The organism is Pseudomonas sp. NPDC088368 (assembly GCF_044753445.1).
Classification (GTDB): Bacteria; Pseudomonadota; Gammaproteobacteria; order Pseudomonadales; family Pseudomonadaceae; genus Aquipseudomonas; species Aquipseudomonas bambusae.
This window is the reverse complement of record NZ_JBIVNG010000003.1, coordinates 479,279-495,232: the sequence shown is the minus strand read 5'-3', so window position 1 is coordinate 495,232 and position 15,954 is coordinate 479,279. Positions and strand designations below refer to the sequence as shown.

Below are 15,954 nucleotides of genomic sequence, written 5' to 3'. Positions count from 1 at the left end.
GCGCCCGCAACGCAATGGGAGGTGTAGCCGAGTGGTTTAAGGCAGCAGTCTGAAGACTGCCGACTGTAACGGGTCCTTGAGTTTCTATCTTAGGATCTCCTCAGCTGCACACTACACCTTCATTGATCGGATGCCTCGGGAAATTGGCAGAGTGGTTGAATGCACCGGTCTTGAAAACCGGCGAACGTTAATAGCGTTCCCAGGGTTCGAATCCCTGGTTTCCCGCCAAACGCAGTAAAATCAAGGGCTCAGAGAAATCTGGGCCCTTTTTTGTGTTTGGCATTTCATGTTGAAAGGCACGCCGATTGCTTTGGTAGCCAAGCACAGCCTCATGCGCCGCTCACATCGGGTTCGTTTGATTGTTTTCTCGGACACGGCCGCGAGAAAGCCACTTCGTAGGCAAATCTGACGGGGTTGGGACGACTAGCCTGGATTCCGTCACTTTCTTCGCCTTGGCAGGGTGGTGAAGAAGAGACGAGTATTCTTTCTGCTGCTCCCCAGCGTTGTATGGAATATCCTTGCACTCCGCAGTCGCTTAAGAGTAGTGAATAAAACGATGGGTTTTGAACAACTGGCTGGGCTACGTGACCAACTGCTTGCTGAAAAAAAGTCGCAACAGGTGGATGGCACTCAACACATCAAGCTTAATTCATCAACGCGGGCGAAGCCTCGTAACCATGATCCCGCTGTGGAAGCGATCTGGCCATTGCAGAAGCATTTTCCACTGGCGTTCCCCGTCAATCCGGCTCCTAAAGTTCCACTCAAAGAGGGCATTCTTCAAGATGCAGAACAGCACTTGGAGCTACTCGGGTTGACCCAAGAACAATTAAAGCTAGGTATTTCAACCTGGTGCCGTGGAAACCGGTACTGGGCAAGCATGGTGGAGAATGCGCCGCGCCTGGACTTGAGTGGTCAACCAGCCGGCGTAGTAACTGCCACACAGGCTCTGCATGCCAGGCAGCAGGCGTCGCGGCAACGCGGTCAAGATCGTCGACACCGTGCGAAGCTGAAAGAAGGTGGCCAGGCTCCCGCTGTCGTTGCTGCAGTGGGTCAGGATACAAACTGAATCCCCGGCAATTTTGTAGGGTGTTTTTTGGGGCTGAAATGGGTGGAAATTCCAGGGATTTATGGAGAGTCATTACGGCTTTTTTAATTTGAAATCCGCCCTAAACCATGGCCTTATGACGCAGGTGAGTTTGCCTGTGCATGCTTCGGGATACCCCACATGAAAATCTTCAAAAAAGTGATTGTTGGTGTCGCTTTTTCGCTGTTGCTGCCTTCCATTTCATACTCAGCGTCTTCCAACCAAGCCTTGGGCTGGGAAGAGCAGGGCGTACTGTTGCCTGATCGAACCCCGGTCAAAGTAGAACTTGATACGGGCTCCGAAAACTCGTCTCTGGGAGCTGTCAATATTGTCCCTTTCGACAAGGGTGACGAGAAATGGGTGCGGTTTGTTTTACAAATACCGACCGGTCTCACCGGGTCTTTATCCGACGTCACTTTCGAGCAAAAGATCGTTCGCAATGCGAAAGCCAAGGGGGTGATTGGCAGCAGTCATCGCCAAGTGGTGAAGATGAGTTTGTGCCTGGGTACGCAGGTCTACCAGGAGGAGTTCAGTCTCAAACCTCCGGGTAAAAAAGGGTACAACGTGAGCTTGGGCAGAAGTGCCTTGCAGCACATAGGCGCTGTGGATGCCTCGCGGTCGAACACCGTCAAACCGGATTGCAGCGGTTCTGCCGCTAAGCCATCAGCCTGAGTTTTCTGTTGCCGTCCCTCTGTTTCAGCTCAAAGCAAGCAGAGGGTCGAACGCACCGACTTCCGTCTCAATGGAGGCCTTTCTCCCACGCCTTATGGTTTTTCCGTGCATCCTGAATGAAGGGAGACCACTGGATCAGCTTCAGCACGCACTTGTTGAGCACAGTGCCAAAGCGGTCGAGCGGGCGGTGGATATCCAGGAAAAGCACGACGCGGATGCCGTCGGTGTCATTCCAGACCTGATGGCGGTAGGTGTCGTCAAACACCATCACCTTGCCGGGCTGCCAATGCCTGATTTCATCTCCCACCTGGATACGACAACTCTCCCTGGGCTCAGGGATGATCAATCCCAGATGTGCGCGGAGCAGCCCGTTGTAGGGCCCTCGGTGCGGAGGTATGTGCTTGCCAGGGCTGAGGATGGAAAAGAAAGCCGTAAACATGCCTGGTATCGATTCAACAATCTCTGCAGTTTTAGGGCACTTGACGCAGTTGCCATCCATTTTGTAGCCGTAGCCATGCAGGAAGAAGGTCTTCCATCGGTCATCTTGTGTCAGGTTGCGCTGGTCTTTGGAAATGTCTTGGAAGTTTGGGATGCCGTCGTGATTTTTGAGTACGGCATTCAACTCGTCGACGATCACAGGCCAGTTGGACTCCAGCGTCTTTGCCCACTCGAACTGTGACGGATCGAAAAACGGTGTGTTTCCGACCGAGGAGTGCCGGCGAATGAACCGCTCAAGCTTTTTGATGATCCACAACCCTACTGCGACGCTTGGCCGATGCTTGCGTTTGGCTTTGTTGTGTGGAAGCTGCGTGGGCTCTGTTTGCATATCTGATCCTGGCGACGATTTTTAGAAGACTTAGCGAAGCTGGCGGTTTCTCAATAACCGCCACAGCAGCGGCCAACAAAAGATGAGTGGATAACGACGCAGGCGCGGGCTGATCGGCACAGGCTCCCCAAGGTGGCGTTCAAGCTTCCAGATGACGTAATCCAGACCATTCTCGAATGTGTAGAACGATTTGATCAGGCGCAGCACATTGAGTAGGCGACCGGCGACTCGTCTACGTTGCCACCGGACGGCGTGGGGAACCGCTCCTGCATCTGCGGGGGACACTGAGTATCGGTCATCCTGCCCAGGCAGAAGGGAAAGCCTTGGTACGGATTGCACCGCCGCGAGGGTGATACGCCTGTAGTAGCCGACATCATGCCCTACGATTTCTGCCGGGCGACTGGCGCGCTCCGGGCGCAATTCCGTGCGATAGGTCAACGTGAGGGCGTGTTCCCACAATGTGGCGCTATCCAGCACTTGCGGTTTATCAGGCAGTGCTTCGGACGTCATTCTTTTCACTGCGTTGGCCAAGGCCGTATGCACACGGGTGCTAACGGCTTGATTGCGAGAAAAAACCAGTCGAGAGGGCTGCGAAAAGCGTCCCCACAGATAACCGTGGAACCACGATGCCGTTCCCTTCTCGAAGTCCGCCAGTGTAATCAGCGCGCATTTTGCCCTTAGCAGCGAACCGTCCGGCGCCAGCACATTGATCGAAAAAACGGTAGGGGGAAGCCAGGCGTCCACCAGCTCCTTGATCTTGCTTGTCCTGACGTTGGCGTAGCTGTCTACAAGGACATAAAGGTCGACCAGGCCATCTGAAAAATTGCTGCTGCGAAGGCAGGATCCATACAGAAGAACGGCACTGACGGCGTTGCCAAATCGCGATACCAATTCATCAGTCAGTGCGTTCAATGGGGCTGCGACCGGGCGCGCGCATTCCTCGGACATAACGCCGATCAGGATGCTGGTTGTTGAAGTAGGGGAGGCCTGTTCCACGTTCAGCTTCTCTTAAAACATCACAAAACGGACAGGGAGGGTCGCAGACAACTCAAGCTGGCCTTGCGTGGAGAATATCTCGCCGTCCAGCAGGTACTCGGTTAACCCGTCGATGGTGGTAGCGTTGAGGTTGTGGCTCACATAAGCCTGATTCTGCGTGATGACCGGACTCGTTTTGCCCCGCAGCACATGAAACAGGGAGCGCACGAGCTCAGGAGCACGGTGACCAATTGCCGTGAAATGGATCGGCGCCTTCTCAGTGCCCCAGTAGGGCGTGCTTCTGAGCAGCAGGGTGTCGAGTGTGGTGGCGAGAATGACCATCCACCTGGCGTTCAAGGTGTGTTGTGGAAGGTGGAGCCTGGCCGTGGCGGCAGACTCAAACGGCAGGCTTCGTTTCCAGAGCAGCGACACCAACATTCTGCCGAACGCCAGTGACGGGCCCAAGGCTCCGCGGATACCTTTGGTACGGATACGGCTGTGAAAATACCTGACGCCTTCAACCACCGCCCCGGCTCCAAAGAACAGACCGCATTGAGTCTGTAGTGAGTCTGGGTCGAATACTTTGAGCACATTGCGCAATCTCGATGCGGGAGCCGAGCGTGCGCCGCTTCGCCAACGATGGAGCGCCAGGAGCACTTGCAGTGGGCGCGTCCGCACGCCCAGATCGATTGCACTCATGTTGGTGGTGCCTGCCGGGACAATGAGTACGTCAGGCAGGCTCATGGGCTGCAGATGCATCAGGGCCGTCAATGCCGCCTGCAGGCTCCCATCCCCACCGATCACGACTAAGAGATCCTGTGGTTCGAGTGCGAAGGATTGAATGGCCGCACTGATTTGCGTCGGCGTTGACGCCTCCACAACATTGGCGTCGGTGAGCTGAGCGACGTGGTCTCTGAACCTGACAAGATGCCGACGTACGTAGCCCCCTTTGGGATTGAGCACCACGCCTATTCGTTGTGCTGAAGGGGCGTTGCCATGATTTAGGGTTACGAAAGCCTGTGGAGGATTCGAGGCGGTGTCTTGTTGGGTGATAGGAGCAATAGTCATGTCATGTCACGCTGCACGGTCAAATCGGTAGACCAGCCACAACGCGAGGGCCAGCAGCACAATCGAGGGCGCCAACGTTGTGATGATCACGTTCCCGTTCAGGAGCAGACCGAGGTTGGCCACAATTTGATTCGCCACATAGATCAGCAGACCCACAACGGCTCCGATGGCCAATCGACCGCCCAATCCCGGTGAGCGTTGCTGAACAAAGGTGAAAGGAACGGCAAAGAGAATCATGGCCAATGTGAGGATCGGCCGTCCAAGTTTTTGCCACATTGCCATCTGGTACTCGCCCGAGGGTTGGTCGGATCCATTGAGAAAGGCGATGTAGTGACGCAGTTGCTGAATCGAAAAGCTGTCCGTCGGCAGCGACAGTTCTTTCAAGCGGCGATCTGAAAACACAGAGTTCCATAGCATCTGATCTTCTTCGCGCGTCACCTCATTGTCTTGCTCCCACTCCTTGATCCGTGGATGGTGGAGCAGCCACGAACCGTCCGGGCGGACTTCCGCGCTGTCCGCGAAAATGTAAGAGGCCAGGCGCATGTCGGAGGTGAGGCGCAAGATTTCAACGTTGAGTGGCGTGTTGTGGCGTGACATCGCACCTATTCGTGCAACCTCGTTGCCTCGGCGCGCCCAGATGCTGCCGGTAGGCTTCGCCGCTTCGCCGGATATGGCCAGCGCAGTATTGCGAAGCTGAACGCTATGCTGCTGGAGTGGAGACGCCAGCCATTCGTCCATGGCGCCGAGTGCGATGACCACGATCAAACCGGCCGCCATCGTCGTAACAGCGATGCGCATGATCGATACGCCGGCCGCACGCATGGCCGTCAGTTCCTGAGTCAACGCAAGCTGACCAAGCCCGGTGATGCCTCCCAGCAAGGCGATGAAAGGCCCGAGATCGACTGCCCGGCGGGGCAATGTCATCAGGACGACTTCCACCGCTTGCGTCCAGCGATAGCCGCCGGAAGTCACGTCATCGAGCTCAGCGATCAGATCGAACGTCGTGAACAATGGCAGCAACAACAGGGCAGCGGCCGCGAATCCGATCAGCACGTTGCGAATCAGATAGAAGCTGAGTCTTATCATTTGCGACGACGACGCAAAAGTGCGAGGTCTCTGGTCAGGAAACCTAGCAACGCGATACTCATGGCCAGCGGAACGAGCCACACGCCAGGCAAGAGGGGGATAGCTGCGTTACCCACCAGTGTTCTGCAGATGTTGCCGGCGTAGAAGATCACGGCAAAAACAATCGCGATGGGCAGGAGCGTGGAAAAGCGTCCTTTGCGGGGCGCCGTCCGGCTCAGCGGCACTGCAAGCAGGGCCAGGAGCATTGCACTGATGCCGCGGGTTTCACGCCATTGAAGCTCGGCTTTGTCTTGAGGCAGCGCCGAAACGCTCAACATCGCAGTCGAGGTCGATTTGCGCTTGTTGTCGGGTTCAAGTTCTAAAGGTTTCAGCTGCAGTTGCAGCTTGTTGTCGAACGTATTTACCACGTCCTTGGAATCCTGGTGATCCAGGGTGTACGAGCTCCCTTTGGTGAGTTCAACCAAGGGGGCAGCAGGGTTGGCGTCTCTGACTTTTGCCGTATGAGACCGAAAGATGCGGGATTTACCGTCGCCCGGGTCATAGATCAATGTGTCAGTGAGCTCACCCGAATCCTTGTCTATGGATTCCGCGAGGATCATCCGGCCGTTGTCAGGGTTGAGGTTGAAACGCTGAGGAAGCAGGTGACTGACGTCCAGGTCGGTTTTGGACTGCTGCTCCAACTGGTAGCTCTGTGTATACGCCCAGGGACGTCCATAGACAGACAACACTGTCACGGCGATGGCGAGAGGTAGCGAGATCAGGGCGATTGCTTTGTAGAGGCGTACAGGACTGCTGCCTGAGGCCAGGATGGCGGTGATTTCGGAGTCGTGATAAAGCCTGCCCAGCGCCATTGCTACAGAGGTGTACAGGGCAACGGGTACCAGCATTTCCAGCGCGATGATGACTTTGTACATCACCATGTCTGCGACGGACTGCACAGCCAGCGTGCCATTTGTGGCCTGGGTCAGGTAGCGCTCTGCCGAGTAGCTTGCGAAAACGAAGGTCAAGATACCGACCATCACCGTTACCGGGCGACGAATCTCGGCAATGATGTACCGCTCGATCAGAAACATCGTGAAGCTCCCGCGGATTTGCAGCGAATAGCTCGCCTGGCCCAATGAGGAGGCTGGGTGGTATTCACATTGATGCCCGCAGCCGGAGCGTTTTTTCGACCAGTAGAAAGTCTTCTACGGTGTCGATGTCCACGGCAGCGTCGGCAAACGGCATGATCACGGCGCCCACGCGAACACCGACGGCGTGGGAGATTCGTTGCATGGCCTGATCAAGGCTTAGGGTTCCAAGCAGATATCGCACAGTCGACGCTATGCCGAGCGCACCCATGACGACCTTTTTGGGGTTTTTACGGCGCTGCTCGATGTCTTTCCAAAAGTCGGCTACCTTGGCGCTTTCCTCGGTCATGAACGCAAACAGGTTGCTGCCGCAGTACGGGCCGCCTTTGAGCTTGATAGCCGTCCGCCTGTTCTCGGGGAATTTGGCCATGACCGTGGCAAGGGGCGTTAAAGCCACGGTCACGTCGCATTCGCTCATCTGAGAACGTTCGAGAAAATAATCGACGATGTCAGATTGCAGTAACGCGTGATCGGCAGTCGTCACCAGCACTGGCCGGGAGCGAATGTGGGTCAACCCACGATACGCGCTTAGGCTTGGTGATGCCGCCGGCTCAAGCATTGCCAACTCGCCACGATCAATCATGTCGCGCAGCGTTGGATCACTGTCGAGCATCCGATTGCCTGGGCCGACCAATGTGATATCGGACACACGCTTGGAGTCCCGCAATGCGCCGACGACCCGATGAAGCATTGGCAGACCAAGGACAGGCGTCAACGCTTTACAGCCTGCGTCACCAAGCGCGGCAACGGGGTCTCCTGGGCGTCTGTCACCTGCCAGAATGAGGGCCGAATACCGCGACGACTCAGATGTGCTTTTCATAGAGCCGATACCGCTTATAGGCTTTAGCACCTATGCGCTCCAGAATTCCGCGCATCCCGGCATTCGTTTCGAGGATCCAAGACATTTCAAGGGCCTCAATATTGCGCCGGAGAAAGGGGGCTTTCAGAGCTTCGATAAGCAGTAATGCCAGGACAGGGCCTTGGCGGCTGAACTGATATTGTTGCTTGACGCCCATCAAAGGCACGCGGGCGGTTCGTGTTCCGGAGACTTTGAGTTTCCAAATCAAACGCAGCCATCCAAATGGCAGCATACGCCCTTTGAGAGGCGCGATGGCCTCATGAATGTTAGGCATGGCCACGATGAACGCGCAGGGCTCATCGTTTATTTCAGCAATATAGATGAGGTCGCTGGGAACAAGGAATTTCAACTGCTTGCCTAGCTCGGAAAACTCGTGCTCGGTAAAGGGAACGTAACCCCAGTTGTTGGCCCAGGCATCGTTGAATATCTGCCGCAGAATTTGCATTTCGGCGCCAAATTTTGATCGATCAATCTGGCGGATACGGATCGTAGACCTTTCCCGGTCCATCATTTTCTTGAGCGGGGCCGGGAAATTGAGCTCGTCCCGGCGCATCCAGTAGGCAATCAAATCCATGGCAGGTTTGTACTTCGCTCCCAGCACATGGTTTTCATAGTAAGGATGGTTGTGGTTCATGAACGCGGATGGCGGCGTCTCGTAGCCGTCGACGAGAAGGCCGCTTTCCTGGTTGATGTTCAGGGTAAAAGGCCCGGTAATCCGCTGAGCACCCTGCCCCTTGAGCCACTGCTCGGCGGTGGCGATCAACGCCGCGAATACTTCACCATCATCGATCGCGTCCAGCATGCCGAAGTGACCCGTGTCCGCACCGTGCAACTCCCGGTGCAGAGTATCTACTTGAGCAAGAATGCGGCCTACAACAGCACCATTGCGTTTGGCGAGCCAGGCTTTCCACGTGACGTGTCCTGAGGCCGGATTTTTGGGTGAGAGATGCTCTAACCGTTCGATGTAGAGCGGCTCAATCCAAGAGGGATCGTTTTTATAGAGAGTGCCTGGAAAGGTGACGAAGTCGTTCAGTGACTGTCGGTTCTCTACTGCTTCAATGGTAAGCAGCGGGTTGTTCTTATTCATTAGCCTGCAGGCCTTCTAGGCAAAAAGTGGACGGTGAGGCCTGATGTTCCAATGTCGAGCGAGGTATCCGGCGGCGGCTCCGGACTGTCGCTGAAATATTTCGTTACGTCTATAGACCGTTGTCAATGTAGAGTATCAATTCGTTTGATAGTAGATCTCGATCTATCTGACGGTACTCTTTTAGGAAAGCTATGGAAGCCGGCTTTTCGAAATGGCTCAGGTCTACGAGCCAGCTATATCGCTTAAGGCGATGCCTGAAAATGTGACGGCGTCCATATTCAGCTATCTCTACGAACCTTGCTTTTTGGACGTGCAGCGGCGCCTGCCCCATAAGTGCCGGTTTTCGTAGTGCCCTGATTAGAGTCCAAATTAATGACGGTTTTATATTTGTCCGAAACTAGCTCTACTCAAGAACTGGTGCAGCGACTTGCAGATTTCCCTTCTTTAGCGGACGCCCTGGACTACGCAGCGCTGGGTCGTACGGGGATGAATTTTTATGACCGACGCTGCCAACTGACGGCAGTGCTCGAGTACAGAGAGCTCAAGGCCAGAGCCCAGGGCGCGGCCAGAAGGTTGCTGACCTTGGGTTTGTCCAAAGGTGATCGCGTCGCCCTGATCGCGGACACAACACCCTCATTCGTCGAGTTTTTCTTCGCGTGCCAGTACGCAGGCTTGGTCGCTGTTCCGCTGCCGGTTCCCGCTGGGGTAGGGCAACACCAATCGTACGTCGAAAAGCTCCGTGGACTCATCGCGAGCTGCTCGCCATCGGTTGTGCTCGGGGAGCAGGAATGGCTGCCCTACGCGCGCGAAGCACTGGGCACCACTGAGCTGAAATTCATCGGCACGGATGACGATCTGGAAGCGCTTCCTACGGGTGGCGCCACTCTTGTCCCAGCTCAACCCGATGACATTGCCTATCTGCAATACACTTCCGGGAGTACCCGTTTTCCGCGTGGCGTCATGGTCACCCAACGTTCGGTCATGGCCAATCTGCGCGGTATCAGCACTGACGGAATCCGGTTACGTCCCGGCGACCGCTGTGTCTCCTGGTTGCCGTACTACCACGACATGGGGTTGGTAGGTTTTGTATTGGCGCCCATGGCCACGCAGATATCGGTCGATTACCTGCGCACGCAAGACTTCGCGATGCGGCCCAAACAGTGGCTTAACTTGCTGAGTCGGAACAGGGGTACGGTCTCGGTGGCGCCGCCATTCGGGTTCGATCTGTGTGTACGTCGTTGCAGTGCCGCTGAAGTAGAAAGCCTCGATCTTTCGAACTGGCGCGTAGCGGGTGTTGGCGCTGAACCGATTTCCGTCGCCACACTCGACCGATTTGCCGAGCACTTTGCCGCCGCTGGGTTCAAGGCTGGCGCATTTATGCCGTGCTACGGGCTCGCAGAAAACACGTTGGCTGTCAGCTTTGCCAGACCGGACACAGGTGCTCAGGTTGACAGGATCGACCGAGACATTTTGGAAACGGAAGGTAGGGCGGTCAGCGCCACTGAAAAATCTTCAGCGGTCAGCGCTTTCGTTAACTGCGGCCGCGCGCTGCCGGGGCACGAACTGCTGATCGTAGATGACTCTGGCAATGTCCTGGCCGAGCGCGAAGTGGGCAGAGTCATGATTTCTGGCCCGAGCCTGATGACGGGATATTTCCAGGATCATGATTCCATTCAAAATCTCGCAGTGACCAAAACGCTCGATACTGGCGACCTGGGATATCTTTTCGATGGAGATCTTTACGTCACCGGGCGTAAAAAGGATCTGATCATCATCCGAGGTCGTAACATCTGGCCTCAAGACATTGAACTCATTGTCGAGTCCGAGCCGGAAATCAGGCCGGGGGACGCGATCGTTTTCATTACCGACAAGGAAGCTGATCAATCGGTGGTGATCCAGGTTCAATACCGCATTCTCGATGAGGAGAAGAGGGCGCGTCTTTCTCATACGTTGTTTGCCAAGGTCCACAGTGAATTCGGTATCTCTCCGACCATCGACCTGGTACCACCCCATAGCATTCCTCGCACCTCCTCAGGAAAACCAGCCAGGGCCGAAGCCCGCAAGCGCTTCATGAGTCTTCGCGCCGCACTCCCCGAGAGCTTCGCTGCGGCCGAAACCGCATGACCGAGCCAACGATTGCCCTTACCGGTGGCAGCGGTTTTATCGGCGGTCAGATAGCTCGCATGCTCGTTGGTCGTGGTGTCCGTGTGCGCGCGCTCAGTCGCACACAGGCTGGGCTTGAAAACGGTGTTCTGTGGGTAAAGGGATCGCTTGAGGACAGTGACTCACTGGCAAAGCTGGTTGCAGGGGCACATATCGTCATTCACTGCGCGGGGGCGGTTCGAGGGCGTAATGCCCGTAATTTCCGCATTTCCAACGTGGACGGCAGCCGTCGGGTCGCTGAAGCCGCTGCTAAAGCCGGCACCTGCAAACGTTTTTTGTTGATGTCATCTCTTGCCGCTCGCCATCCAGAGCTCTCGTGGTACGCAAAATCCAAACATGACTCCGAGCAGGAAGTCATCCGGGTAGCAGGAGCCATGGCCGTCACGATCTTCCGTCCGACGGCAGTCTATGGCCCGGGAGATCGCGAACTACGGCCACTGTTCACCTGGTTGCTCAAGGGGCTGCAGATCAGGCTCGGCGCAGGAGATACGCATCTCAGCTTTGTGCACGTCTTTGACCTTGTAGCGGCTGTTGGGCAATGGCTCGGAGCGCCGAACTCGAATTCGGCTCTTTACGAAATCAGTGACGGCACCCTGGGTGGATACAGCTGGAAGGGGCTGGCGCAGATTGCGACCGATATACGGGCGGCTCCAGTTCGATCACTGGCCATTTCAACCGCCGTCCTGAGAGCCGTTGCCCGCGCAAACCTGGTCATTTCCTACGTGGTGCGCGGTAACCCAATGCTGACCACCAGCAAAGTCAATGAGCTGACACACCCTGACTGGACATGCAGCAACACGGCGATAACGGCCGCAACCGGCTGGAGTCCCCAGATAAAGCTACGACGTGCCCTGCAGGAAGGTTTGTTTTGAACGTGTGCAAATTCGCGCGCCAACGAGGCTAAGTATGTTTACGCAAGATGTGATCATAGAGAATGTTTTGACGTGTCTTCGGGACATGATTCCCGGTGCAGGTGAGGTAGGGCCAGACAGTGACATGGTCGATGACCTAGGCCTTGAGTCGGTAAAAATGATGGATTTGTTGATGAAGCTTGAGGACGACTATGACCTGTCGATACCGATCAATATCCTCATGGACGTTCGCACGCCAAGGCAGCTTGCCGCCTCTCTGATTGGCTATCTGGAGAAAAGCCATGGGACTGTATGACAAATTCTCCCGCCTGGCAGCTGAGCGTTCCAGTCTGCAGGCGCTTGACCCTAGCCCTTTTGGTACTCGAATCGAAGCGCTCTATTCATCGACGCGCGGGCGTATCGGCGGTACCGATGTCATTTTGGCTGGCACTAACAATTACCTGGGCCTGACATTCGATGAAGACGCTATCGAAGCTGCGCGTAAAGCACTGACCGCCGAAGGTACGGGCACAACCGGGTCAAGAATGGCCAACGGCAGCTACGGCGGTCATTCGGCGCTGGAAGCAGAGTTGGCCGAATTTCTGGATCGGCCATCGGTCATGGTTTTCTCCACTGGCTATGTGGCTAACCTGGGCATCATCGGGACGCTTGCCGGCCCGCGCGAAGTGGTACTGCTCGACGCCGATTGTCACGCGAGTATCTATGATGCATGCGCCTTGGGTGGGGCTGAAATCATCCGTTTTCACCATAACGACGCAAAAGATCTCGAGCGCCGCATGCTGCGCCTTGGGGATCGCGCGAAGGATGCGCTGATCATCGTAGAAGGCATCTACAGCATGCTCGGCGACGTGGCTCCACTCAAAGAAATCGTTGACGTTAAACGCCGTCTAGGCGGTTTCTTGTTGGTTGACGAAGCTCACTCGTTTGGCGTCATGGGCCCTAACGGTCGAGGCCTGGCGGAAGAGCAGGGCGTGGAGGATGATGTCGATATCATCCTGGGAACCTTCAGCAAGAGTCTGGCTGCAATCGGTGGTTTTGCCGCGGGCCTGAGCAGTGGGATGGAAGTGCTGCGTTATGCTAGCCGCCCCTACATCTTCACGGCCTCACCCTCTCCTTCGGTCGTGGCGTCTGTGCGATCGGCCTTGAAGACAATTGCTGCGCGCCCGGATCTGCGGGCGAACCTCTGGGACAATGCCCGTCGGCTTTACGATGGGCTGGCGGAATTGGGCTATTCGTTAGGCCCAAGCGTGAGCCCCGTTGTCCCGGTCATGGTCGGTAGCAAAGAGCAGGGTGTACAGTTCTGGCGAGCACTCATTGATCAGGGTGTATATGTCAATCTGGTACTTCCACCTGCCACGCCGTCGGGCGTCACGTTGGTTCGCTGCAGTGTCAGCGCTGCCCACACAACCGCGCAAATTGATCAGATCATCGAAGCGTTCGCCGCTCTACGTCCATTGCTTGAGCCTACGGCCTGACAACGAGGAATGCAGTCGAACTGTAGTGCAGGGAATTGCCGTGCGGTGCAGAGAACCTTGAACCGAATGTGAGTGTTATGCGAATTATTTTTGTTTTTGGGCGTTCGTATCCGATACGAACGGCATTGATGCTGCTTAGCCTGGTCGTTGCCGGCCTGGTTGAGAGCGTCAGTCTGACAACGATGCTGCCCCTGATGTCGGTGATGCTCGGCGACAATGCGCACTCGACGTTTGGCGCCCTTGTTGGCAACGCGCTTCAGTTCTTTGGATTGGAGCCAACGATCATCACGCTACTCGTCATCATCGTCGTGGGCATGGCCATCAGCAGTCTGTTGATTCTTCTGGCCAACCGCCAGGTTGGCTACACCGTAGCCCATGTTGCAACCGACCTGAGGGTAGATCTGATCAACGCAACACTGGGTAGCCGCTGGGAATACTATCTGCGTCAGCCGGGTGGAGCATTGGCCAACGCCGTGGCTACCGAAGCCTACCGAGCATCAACCGCTTATGAGCATGCCGCGAACATGGTTGCGCTCTCCATCCAGGCGATCGCGTACGGCGTCATCGCGCTGTTCGTCTCCTGGCAAGCTGCGCTGGTGTGCCTGGTTCTCGGCGTGGTCATTCTTTTCGCCCTGCGTGGTTTGGTCAAAACATCCCGTAAAGCAGGGAAGGGCCAGACCAGCCTGATGCGGGAGTTGCTGATCAACCTCAGCGACACCTTGGGGTCAGTCAAACCATTGAAGGCAATGGCCAGGGAGGATATCGCCGATTCGTTGTTGCGCCATCAGGCTGCTGAGCTGAATGGGGCAATGGAGAAGGAGGTCACCAGCCGCGAGACATTGCGTGCACTCCAGGAGCCCTTGCTGGCCATTCTCGCCGCAGCCGGTCTGTATGCGGGCCTGGTTATCTGGAAGTTGCCGTTGTCATCCGTCATGGTGCTCATATTCATGGTGGTAAGAGTGCTAGGCCTTATGCACAAGGCGCAGCAGCGTTACCACCGCATGGCGGGGCAAGAGAGTGCCTTTTGGGCGCTGCGCGAAGCGGTAGTGACGGCCAGGGCGGAAGCCGAGCCTGTCGGCGGCACCGTGCAGCCCACGCTCAAAGACCGGATCGAGTTTCAGAACGTCACATTTACTTATGGCGAGCGCAAAGTTTTGAACAGCGCATCACTGACTTTCGATGTCGGGACGATGACGACGCTTGTGGGCCCATCCGGGGCAGGGAAAACCACAATTCTTGACCTGGTGTGTGCGTTGTTGAGCCCTCAACACGGTCGAGTGCTCATAGACGGTATTCCGCTTCCTGACCTTGATCGCCGTATGTGGCGTCGCATGATTGGCTACGTCACGCAGGAAACTTTGCTTTTACACGACACCGTCCTTGCGAATGTCACTTTGGGCGAGCCAGCGCTCACCGAAGCGGATGCGGAGCGGGCATTGCGCCAGGCTGGTGCATGGGAGTTTGTATCCCAACTTCCCCAAGGCATGCAGTCGATCGTTGGCGAACGAGGGGGCAAGCTTTCAGGTGGTCAGCGGCAACGAATAGTGATTGCACGTGCGCTCGCCCACAGACCTCAGTTGCTCATTCTGGATGAAGCGACCAGCTCGCTCGACCCGGATGCTGAGAAAGATATCTGTGAGTCGCTGAAAGCGTTGGCGCCAGAGATCACCATCATTGCCGTTTCTCACCGTCCGGGGCTTATCGACATCGCTGACGAAATCATCGAGCTCAGGGACGGCGAGATCAAGCGAATGAAAAACCGTACCTATCTGGTCAATGAGCCTTCCAATCTGGAAGTTTGACTCTGCACCCAGCTTCTTTTTACTCGTACGAGACGGCCCAATCATGCTTTCTTCTAAACACCAACATGCACCTGCGCCAGATCATCATGTGGAGCAGAACGGCGAAGTCCAGGTTCCGAAACTTCAGTCGCACCTGGACAAGAAAGGAAGGGTACTTGGGCCGCTCATCGCATTTGTCGGCTGTGATGGCTCCGGAAAGTCGACTGTCTCGGAGGCTATCCTCACGTGGCTGAGCCGGTCGCAGCCTGTGCAGAGTTGCCATTTGGGCATTCAGTCCAAGCAGATAGGTGAAAGGTTGGTCAGGTTGCCGTTGGTGGGCAAAGCAATCGGTCGATTGATCGCTGCCAACTCTCCACGTGGCAATCAGAAACACGCACAAATCTCCAGCGGCCCCAGCACCTTGGCGGCATTTGCCATCTTCCTGTTGTCGATCCGCCGGTATCGTCGTTACCAGAAGATGATGAAACTGCGACGCCAAGGCATCACCATCGTCGCTGATCGTTTTCCGCAGATCGCGGTTGCCAATATGAAAATCGATGGCCCCGGGTTGCTCGCGGTCAAGCATGGCAACGGGCTGATTCGGTTCCTGGCGGCGCGTGAGAAAAAGCTGTACGACTACATGATCAGCTACCGTCCGGATCTGGTTGTTCGCTTGAATGTGGATGTCGAGACCGCGTTTGCGCGCAAACCTGATCACCGCTACGAATCGCTTGCACTCAAGATTGCCAACGTCCCCAAGCTTGAATATCAGGGAGCGCCGATTCTGGATCTCGACAGTCGCCTGCCGCTCGAAGAGGTCATTGCGCACGCCAAAGCAGCAGTGTCCCGCAGCCTGGCGATCCAGTAGGGGGATAG

General features: G+C 56.1%; 15 protein-coding genes and 2 tRNA genes. 10 read left to right on the top strand and 7 right to left on the bottom strand.

Annotated features, from left to right (window positions below):
- Nucleotides 1-17 precede the first annotated feature (17 nt).
- The 4 genes from ACIQAL_RS08645 (at nucleotide 18) to ACIQAL_RS08630 (ending at nucleotide 1,756) form a co-directional block, all read left to right on the top strand.
- Nucleotides 18-101, top strand: a tRNA-OTHER gene (locus ACIQAL_RS08645).
- Between the two features lie 36 nt (nucleotides 102-137).
- Nucleotides 138-228, top strand: a tRNA-Ser gene (locus ACIQAL_RS08640).
- A gap of 328 nt (nucleotides 229-556) precedes the next feature.
- On the top strand, nucleotides 557-1,066 hold the full coding sequence (locus ACIQAL_RS08635; RefSeq protein WP_401144450.1) for a ProQ/FinO family protein: 510 nt from the start codon (nucleotides 557-559) through the stop codon (nucleotides 1,064-1,066).
- Between the two features lie 159 nt (nucleotides 1,067-1,225).
- A complete protein-coding gene (locus ACIQAL_RS08630; RefSeq protein WP_401144448.1) occupies nucleotides 1,226-1,756 on the top strand; it encodes a RimK/LysX family protein in 531 nt (176 codons plus the stop codon).
- A gap of 67 nt (nucleotides 1,757-1,823) precedes the next feature.
- On the opposite strand, the gene ACIQAL_RS08625 is transcribed toward ACIQAL_RS08630, so the two are convergent.
- From ACIQAL_RS08625 to ACIQAL_RS08595, 7 genes are all read right to left on the bottom strand, one after another.
- On the bottom strand, nucleotides 1,824-2,582 hold the full coding sequence (locus ACIQAL_RS08625) for an aspartyl/asparaginyl beta-hydroxylase domain-containing protein (RefSeq protein ID WP_401144446.1): 759 nt from the start codon (nucleotides 2,580-2,582) through the stop codon (nucleotides 1,824-1,826).
- Between the two features lie 30 nt (nucleotides 2,583-2,612).
- Nucleotides 2,613-3,578, bottom strand: a complete 966-nt coding sequence (locus ACIQAL_RS08620) for a hypothetical protein (RefSeq protein ID WP_401144444.1) — start codon at nucleotides 3,576-3,578, stop codon at nucleotides 2,613-2,615.
- 12 nt (nucleotides 3,579-3,590) lie between these two features.
- Nucleotides 3,591-4,625, bottom strand: a complete 1,035-nt coding sequence (locus ACIQAL_RS08615) for a diacylglycerol kinase family protein (RefSeq protein ID WP_401144442.1) — start codon at nucleotides 4,623-4,625, stop codon at nucleotides 3,591-3,593.
- A 6-nt stretch (nucleotides 4,626-4,631) separates the two neighbouring features.
- A complete protein-coding gene (gene lptG, locus ACIQAL_RS08610; RefSeq protein ID WP_401144440.1) occupies nucleotides 4,632-5,711 on the bottom strand; it encodes an LPS export ABC transporter permease LptG in 1,080 nt (359 codons plus the stop codon).
- Nucleotides 5,708-6,784, bottom strand: coding sequence for an LPS export ABC transporter permease LptF (gene lptF, locus ACIQAL_RS08605; protein ID WP_401144438.1), 1,077 nt, complete (start codon nucleotides 6,782-6,784; stop codon nucleotides 5,708-5,710). The genes lptG and lptF overlap by 4 nt, the downstream gene beginning before the upstream one ends.
- Nucleotides 6,785-6,848: 64 nt before the next feature.
- Nucleotides 6,849-7,619, bottom strand: coding sequence for an NTP transferase domain-containing protein (locus tag ACIQAL_RS08600; RefSeq protein WP_401144558.1), 771 nt, complete (start codon nucleotides 7,617-7,619; stop codon nucleotides 6,849-6,851).
- Nucleotides 7,620-7,644: 25 nt separating this feature from the next.
- On the bottom strand, nucleotides 7,645-8,787 hold the full coding sequence (locus ACIQAL_RS08595) for an N-acetyltransferase (RefSeq protein WP_401144436.1): 1,143 nt from the start codon (nucleotides 8,785-8,787) through the stop codon (nucleotides 7,645-7,647).
- Between the two features lie 372 nt (nucleotides 8,788-9,159).
- On the opposite strand from ACIQAL_RS08595, the gene ACIQAL_RS08590 reads away from it, so the two are divergent.
- The 6 genes from ACIQAL_RS08590 to ACIQAL_RS08565 all read left to right on the top strand — a co-directional run bounded on the left by ACIQAL_RS08590 (nucleotide 9,160) and on the right by ACIQAL_RS08565 (nucleotide 15,946).
- Nucleotides 9,160-10,911, top strand: a complete 1,752-nt coding sequence (locus tag ACIQAL_RS08590) for a fatty acyl-AMP ligase (protein ID WP_401144435.1) — start codon at nucleotides 9,160-9,162, stop codon at nucleotides 10,909-10,911.
- Nucleotides 10,908-11,822, top strand: a complete 915-nt coding sequence (locus tag ACIQAL_RS08585) for an NAD-dependent epimerase/dehydratase family protein (protein ID WP_401144434.1) — start codon at nucleotides 10,908-10,910, stop codon at nucleotides 11,820-11,822. Before ACIQAL_RS08590 ends, ACIQAL_RS08585 begins: the two co-directional genes overlap by 4 nt.
- Before the next feature lie 34 nt (nucleotides 11,823-11,856).
- Nucleotides 11,857-12,117, top strand: coding sequence for an acyl carrier protein (locus tag ACIQAL_RS08580; RefSeq protein ID WP_401144432.1), 261 nt, complete (start codon nucleotides 11,857-11,859; stop codon nucleotides 12,115-12,117).
- Nucleotides 12,104-13,297: a serine palmitoyltransferase gene (gene spt / locus ACIQAL_RS08575; protein WP_166594846.1), complete on the top strand. Its 1,194-nt coding sequence runs from the start codon at nucleotides 12,104-12,106 to the stop codon at nucleotides 13,295-13,297. The genes ACIQAL_RS08580 and spt overlap by 14 nt, the downstream gene beginning before the upstream one ends.
- 77 nt (nucleotides 13,298-13,374) lie before the next feature.
- On the top strand, nucleotides 13,375-15,099 hold the full coding sequence (locus ACIQAL_RS08570) for an ABC transporter ATP-binding protein (protein WP_401144431.1): 1,725 nt from the start codon (nucleotides 13,375-13,377) through the stop codon (nucleotides 15,097-15,099).
- An 88-nt stretch (nucleotides 15,100-15,187) separates the two neighbouring features.
- On the top strand, nucleotides 15,188-15,946 hold the full coding sequence (locus ACIQAL_RS08565) for a nucleoside triphosphate hydrolase (RefSeq protein ID WP_401144429.1): 759 nt from the start codon (nucleotides 15,188-15,190) through the stop codon (nucleotides 15,944-15,946).
- Nucleotides 15,947-15,954: the final 8 nt, after the last annotated feature.